Origin of the sequence: Streptomyces sp. NPDC060205 (assembly GCF_042728395.1) — a bacterium.
In the GTDB taxonomy this organism is placed as follows: domain Bacteria; phylum Actinomycetota; class Actinomycetes; order Streptomycetales; family Streptomycetaceae; genus Streptomyces.
The window spans coordinates 1-4582 of sequence record NZ_JBHWZP010000518.1 but is presented as its reverse complement, the minus strand read 5'-3'; the positions used below and the strand labels follow the sequence as shown (position 1 = coordinate 4582).

Annotated in this window: 4 protein-coding genes; 2 read left to right on the top strand and 2 right to left on the bottom strand. The window is 73.0% G+C overall.

Going from position 1 to position 4582, the window contains the following annotated elements:
* Window positions 1–278 precede the first annotated feature (278 nt).
* Both ACFWGJ_RS42220 and ACFWGJ_RS42215 read right to left on the bottom strand, forming a co-directional pair.
* The gene (locus ACFWGJ_RS42220; protein WP_387334267.1) at window positions 279–1679 is read right to left on the bottom strand and encodes an amidase; all 1401 of its coding nucleotides are present in this window, start codon (window positions 1677–1679) and stop codon (window positions 279–281) included.
* A 50-nt stretch (window positions 1680–1729) separates the two neighbouring features.
* Window positions 1730–2716 carry a D-2-hydroxyacid dehydrogenase gene (locus ACFWGJ_RS42215; RefSeq protein WP_387334266.1) on the bottom strand — a complete coding sequence of 329 codons (987 nt, stop codon included), beginning with the start codon at window positions 2714–2716 and terminating at the stop codon, window positions 1730–1732.
* A gap of 290 nt (window positions 2717–3006) precedes the next feature.
* On the opposite strand from ACFWGJ_RS42215, the gene ACFWGJ_RS42210 reads away from it, so the two are divergent.
* Together ACFWGJ_RS42210 and ACFWGJ_RS42205 are read left to right on the top strand one after the other, a co-directional pair.
* Complete coding sequence (locus tag ACFWGJ_RS42210) at window positions 3007–3795, top strand: decarboxylase (RefSeq protein WP_387334265.1); 789 nt, start codon at window positions 3007–3009, stop codon at window positions 3793–3795.
* Window positions 3792–4523, top strand: a complete 732-nt coding sequence (locus tag ACFWGJ_RS42205) for a decarboxylase (protein ID WP_387334264.1) — start codon at window positions 3792–3794, stop codon at window positions 4521–4523. Before ACFWGJ_RS42210 ends, ACFWGJ_RS42205 begins: the two co-directional genes overlap by 4 nt.
* The last annotated feature ends 59 nt before the right edge of the window (window positions 4524–4582 follow it).

Genomic DNA, 4582 nt, shown 5'->3' with positions numbered 1-4582 from the left:
GTTCCGCCGCGCGTAGGCCCGGGGGCCGACCGGTGGATGAGTCCCTGCGGCCCGGTGGGGGCTGATCGCGCAGTTCCCCGCGCCCCTGATGGGGCGCAGCCCCTCCTAGGGGCGCGGGGAACGGCGCGCTCAGCCACAACGCTCCTGACGCGTGCATCCGACGCTGGCCCCGCCTTCAAGGGGCGCGGGGAACGGCGCAATCTTTTGTCTTTAGGGGCGCGGGGAACTGCGCGACAGGCCCCCACCGGGGCCGCGGGTTCCGACGGACCTGTCCGCCCCTACGCGCGCGGCGGCGCAAGCCCCGCGAAGCCCGCCGCGTACAGCGCATGCGCGACCCGCAGGACCAGCCCGTCCTGATGACGTGCACCGACCACCTGCAACCCCACAGGCAGCCCACCCGCGTCCACCCCCACCGGCACCGTCGCAGCCGGCTGCTGCGTCATGTTGAAGGGGTACGTGAACGGCGTCCACCCCGTCCACCGGCGAAGCCCCGACCCACCCGGCACCTCCACCCCCGCCTCGAACGCGGTGATCGGCAGAGTCGGCGTCACCAGCACGTCGTACGTCTCGTGGAAGCGCCCCATCCGTCGCCCCAGTTCCATCCGGACGTCCACCGCCGCGAGGTAGTCCAGCGCGCTGAACCGCTCCCCGAGCCCGACGATCTCCCGCAGCCCCGGATCGAGCAGCTCCCGCTGCCGCGGCCCGAGCCGCTGCGTCACGCGCGCCGCCCCGCTGAACCACAGCACGTGGAACGCCTCGACGGGATCCGTGAAGTCGGGGTCCGCCTCCTCGACGTACGCGCCGAGGGCCGCCAGCCCCTCCACCCCGCGCCGCACGGCCGCCGCGACCCCGGGCCGTACCGCCACCTGCCCGCCGAGGGACGGCGAGTAGGCCACCCGCAGCCCCCGGACGCCACCGCCCAGCCCGTCCGCGTACGAGCCCGCCGGCGGCCCGAGCCCCGACCAGTCGCGGGTGTCGGGGCCGCTGATGACGTCCATCATCAGCGCCGCGTCCGCCGCGTCGCGCGTCATCGGCCCCACGTGCGCGAGCGTCCCGAACGCGCTCGCGGGATACAGCGGCACCCTCCCGTACGTCGGCTTCAGCGCGAAGATCCCGCAGAAGGAGCCGGGGATACGGACACTGCCGCCCCCGTCCGTGCCGAGCGACAGCGGACCCGCGCCGAGCGCCACGGCCGCCGCGCTCCCGCCGCTCGACCCGCCCGAGGTGCGGGAGAGGTCGTACGGGTTGCGTGTCACCCCCGACACCGGTGAGTCGGTGACGCCCTTCCAGCCGAACTCGGGGGTGGTCGTGCGGCCCAGGAACACCGCCCCGTGCTCGCGCAGCCGCGCCACCGACGGCGCGTCCTCGTCCCAGGCGCCGGACGGGGACACGGTCCGTGAACCCCGCAGGGTCGGCCCGCCCCGCATCAGCAGGATGTCCTTCACCGAGACCGGCACGCCGTCGACGAGCCCGGCGGGCTCACCGCGCCGCCACCGCTCGGCGGACTCCGCGGCCCGCGCGAGGGCCGCCTCCTCGTCGAGACGTACGAACGCGTTCACCGCGGGCTGGATCTCCGCGGCCCTGCGCAGCGCGGCCCGCACCGCGTCCACGGGGCTGAATTCACCCTTGCGGTACCCCTCGACGAGTCGTACGGCCGTCAGTTCGGTGAGCTCGGTCATCCGGTCATCCGCCCCTCCCACGTGTGCCCCAGAGGTGCCCCCGACGGCTGTCAGGGGCCGGGTACGTATCCGCGCCGCTTGTCGACGAGGTTCGGCAGGGGTTCACCTGCCTCCCACAGCTCGTACAACTCCACGAACTGCATGCCCAGTTCGTCGCGCCAGCCCACCGTGTCGCCGCTCATGTGCGGGGACACGAGCAGACCGGGGACCTCCCACAACGGGCTGTCGGGGCCGAGCGGTTCGTGCGCGAAGACATCGAGCGCCGCCCCCGCGATCCACCGCTCCTCAAGGGCCCGGACGAGCGCGTCCTGCACGACGAGCTGCCCGCGGCCGACGTTCACGAAGTACGCCGACGGCTGCATCAGGGCCAGCCGGCGCGCGTCGAACATCCCGGACGTCTCCTCGGTGAGCGGCGCCGCCGACACCACCCAGTCGGCCCGCGCCATCAGCCGGTCCAGCTCCCCGGGACCGTGCACGCCGTCGCGCGCGGTGCGTCCCACGAGCGCCGTCGTGATGCCGAGCGCCCCCAGAGTCCGCTCGACGGCCCGCCCGATCGGCCCGGAACCCACCACGCACGCGCGCGTACCCGCGACTCTCCGCGTTTCGCGGTGCCGCCACTCGCGCGCCCCCTGGAGGTCCAGAGTGCGCAGCAGATCCTTCGCCAGGGCGAGGACGAGCGCGGCCACGTACTCCGCGATCGGCTGGTCGAAGACGCCGCGCGCGTTCGTCACCAGCGTGTCGGAGGCGGCCAGTTCGGGGCACATCAAGTGATCCACACCCGCGCTCGCCGTGTGCACCCAGCGCGGTCGCGGGCCCTCGCCCGGCCAGGCCCCGCGCAGTGCGCGCGAGTGGAAGTCCCAGACCAGGAGCGCGTCGGCGCAGGGCAGCAGTGCGGCCAGCGTCCGGTCGTCCGCGTACTCGACGCGCACCCGCCCGGTGAGCCGGCCGAGCCGAGGCGGCGGATCGGAGCCCAGCACCAGCAGCGTCGGCTTTTCGGCCATGTTCGCGGAGAGGGGCGCGGTCGAGGGAGTGGTCATCGGGGGGAAACCGTTTCGCAACGAGGGTCCGCTTCTCTGGGTCCGAAGCACTGCTCCGAGCACTGCGGCGGGACATCGGCCAAGTCGTCCGGGATGGGCGGATTGACCACGCTCGCACCCGAACCTACCTTCGTCAACACGGGCTCGTCTCCCAGGGGTTCCGGGGAGCCGTCCGTCTCTGTCCCGACGTCCCGGCACGCGCCGGCTTCCGTCCCCTCCCGGCTGCCAGTCGCCAGTCAGGCCGTGCGGCCGGTCTCCACCACTCGCTCGATCCGAGTTTGGGGCTGCTCATGGACGTCTCCTTCCTTGGTGGGCCGCACCCTCAAAGGGGTGTCGGCGTCGTCGCTCCCTTCGACTTCGCCCTCGACCGCGAACTGTGGCGCTGGGTGCCCGACGAGGTGTCGCTGCATCTGACCCGTACACCGTTCGTGCCCGTCGAGGTCAGCCTCGACCTGGCACGCCTGGTCAGCGAGCACGAGACGCTCGGCGACGCGGTGCGCGCACTGAACGCCGTGCAGCCCGAGATCGTCGCCTACGCCTGCACGTCCGGCAGTTTCGTCGGCGGGATCGCGGGCGAGCGCGCCATGTGCGAGGCCATGACCCGGGCCGGCGAGCTGCCGTCCGTCACCACGTCCGGCGCCCTGCTGGATGCTCTGGAGGAACTGAACGTACGGCGGATCGCCCTGGTCACGCCCTACACCGTCTCGGTCACCCAGGCCCTGGAGGAGTACGTCGCCGAGGCGGGCATCACCGTCACCGGCCGCGCCTACATGGGCCTGACCAGGCACATCTGGAAAGTCCCGTACCGCGATGTCGTCGACATGGCCCGCGGCGCGGTGCGCGGGGCCGCCGACGCGCTCTTCATCAGCTGCACCAACCTCCCGACGTACGACGTCATCCCGCAGCTGGAGGCCGAGCTGCGCATCCCGGTGATCTCGGCCAACCAGGTCACGATGTGGGCGGCGCTGCGTCACCTGGGTACCCGGGCGGTAGGGCCGTACCAGGCGCTGATCGACGCGTCGGCGCGCACGCGGCCCGTACCGCCCGCATTACCGGAAGAACAGGAAGGTTGGGCATGACGGCTCTCGGATTCCTCTACCCGGGTCACTCGGCCGAGGACGACTACCCGCGCATCGAGCAGCTCCTCGGCAGCGACATCCGCCTCCAGGTCATCCACACCGACATCGGCGAGGACGCCCACCGCGTGGACGCCCTCCTGGAGATGGGCTCGGCCGCCCGCCTCGCCGCCGGGGTCGAGGAGCTGCGGCTGTCCGGGGCCGAGGCGGTCGTCTGGGCCTGCACCAGCGGCAGCTTCGTGTACGGCTGGCAGGGCGCCCACGACCAGGTCCGCACCCTCGCCCGGACGGCGGGGCTGCCCGCCTCCTCCACGTCCTTCGCGTTCGCCCACGCGGTGGGGGAGCTGGGGGTGAAACGGGTCGCGATCGGGGCGACGTATCCGGACGACGTGGCGGCGCTGTTCTCTTCGTTCCTGGCCGACGGGGGGTTCGAGGTCGTGTCCGTGCGGGGGTCGGGGATCATCACGGCCGCAGAGGTCGGGGCGTGGGGGGAGGACGAGGTGCTGGCTCTGGCCCGGGCCGCGGACCATCCGGAGGCGGAGGTGGTGCTGCTGCCGGACACCGCGCTGCACACGGCCTCCTGCCTTCCCTCGCTGGAGGCGGCGCTCGGCAAGCCGGTCCTGACCGCGAACCAGGTCACGGTCTGGGAGGCCCTGCGCCTCGCCGACCGGCGGGTCCACGCACCGGCCCTGGGCACGCTGTTCACAAGGCAGAGCCCCGTCCAGGCGTAAGGCTTTCTTTCGCCCCCGCCGCCCCTACCCTTCCCGTCACTGCATGGGGGCTGCGCCCC